Annotated in this window: 1 protein-coding gene; it reads right to left on the reverse strand. The window is 47.6% G+C overall.

Translation table 11 applies throughout. The features are described from left to right. Nucleotides 1-1,478, reverse strand: a 1,478-nt coding sequence (locus RMO35_RS02965; protein ID WP_396135595.1) for a GumC family protein, incomplete at its 3' end; no start/stop codon positions are given. Between the last annotated feature and the right edge of the window lie 626 nt (nucleotides 1,479-2,104).

Raw genomic sequence — 2,104 nt, forward strand, 5'->3', positions numbered from 1 at the left:
TTACTCAATCGTTGGACTTCGATGGGCGTGTAGATAATATCTTGGAGAATTTCGATCGTAAATGCCACGGCGATCGCGAATAAAATGGCTAAAACGATCGCGATCGATCCTAACAGGCGTTTGTTTTGTTCGGCAAGATTAATCGGTTTGCCTTGGATGTCACTGGTCAGGGTGGGGCGGGAGATCGCCTCCCACGGCACTTCCTGCTGAGCGACATCAATTCCCAGTATCTCCCGTTTGGATAAATACCGATCTAGTGTCTCGGAGGAAATTTTTAATTCTTGCTTTAAAGCCGCATATTTAGCTGAGACTGCTGGCAATTGTTGAAATTGCTGGTTGAGATTGGCTTGGGACTGGTTGAGAGCCTGCTGTTGGGTTTGCATGGCGTTCACTCGATCGGCTGCCCAGGTGACAATCTGGGCGGCTTCGCGATCGAGTCCAGCGCGGATATTGGCACGCTCGCCGCGCAGGGTCTGGATCGTGGGGCTATTGTCTTGGAAGCGGGCTGAGGCAACGGCAATTTGATGTTCGAGGTCGCGGTAGCGATCGATCGATTTCTGCGACGAGGGCAATTCACCTAGTACGGCGATGGCATCACCACCACTATATTTCTGTTTCAAGGTTTGATAGCGCGCTTGGGCTTCGGCTAATTTTGCCGTAGTATCGAACTGTTGCCGTTTGAGCGCCGATAGCAGTTGGGAAAATTCCGTGCCCTGCTGCTCGGGATCCATGAGGTTGCTCTGTTGCCGTAGCACTTGAATTTGAGCTTGAATTTTATTGACTTGTTTTCTAAGCTGCGGCGTCTGGTCGTCAATAAATTTAATTCCCTGGCGAATATTCGTTTGGCGCTCTTTGAAACTATAACGAAGATAACCTTCAGTAAGCCGATCCAAAACGAACAGAATTTCGGGGGCATCCGTACCCGTGTAGCCCACTTGCAGGAGTTTTGTGCCCTGCTCTCTACCCTCTTTAGTAACTTTGATCCGCTCGATCGTCAGACCCTTGACGAGGGAGTTATAAGTAATCTGGGGATAACGCGGCTGGATCTGCGCGACAATCGGATCGAGCAGTTTGGAACTCTTTAAAATCCGAATCTGAGTTTCATAATCTAATGCCGAACTCTGCTCTAGGTTATTCGTTTGTGTCTCTTCCAAAGCCCGTTCGGTCGTTTGACCGCGCAGAAAAGATCGGGAAGATTTGGCTTCCGCCGTTGCTGGCTCTACCTGAAGTTGGAACATCCCCTCATATTTAGGTTTGGCGATCGTCCCGAGCAAAAACAATCCCCCAGTTGCCAAGATCGCTGTTGCTAATGCGAGCTGTCCGATGAGCGGAGCCTTGCGGCGTAATACGCCCGATACCCAATTTAAATCCCATCCGCCCTCATCTTCCACAGATGGCGGCTCGGGCGGGAGTAGACGATCGGGTGCCTCCGGCACGATTGCAGCGATATTCGATCGGGAAGCAGGAGTTATTTTCATTGCTAGAGTATCTATTTCTGAGTACTTAGGAATATCTCGTCATCGCCAGTCAGTCGAACTCGATCGCCAATATTTTTTCTATTATCGTTAGTTTTTAAACCCGATGTCATCACCCTCTTGGCTTAATTTGGCGATCGAGAACACTTTGCAAAAATCCTCAGTTTGTTCATAGGTTTGCGCCTTTATTTGCACCTTTTTTGACTTCAGCAAACGCTATATTTGCACCTAAAGTTCAGCCAAATCCATAATGACTTTAGTAATCGAGTCTCATAACCTATGACTTAAGGGATCTCTCAAAATCTCTCTCAAAATCTGTTGTCTAAAAAGATACATTTGGCTGTGTTTGCATACGCAAATCAGCACGGCGGTGATATTTTCTGTCCATAAATATTTACTTGCTCGGTATCTGGTAATAATTGTTACCTAATCACATACAGAATATCTGGCAACATTAGCATTACCGATCGAGGAAAGCAACCATGAATGATTGTGCTGACGTGGTATTTGTTCATCGCGGATATAGCTGGTACTTACCCTTTATCCTCAACCAAGCGAAGTCCGTAGATCCAGATGCAAATATCGTCCTCCTCGGCGACTGCGCGAAGTCCGAGAGCATCGAACCCAAA

This window comes from Chamaesiphon sp. OTE_20_metabat_361, from assembly GCF_031364565.1.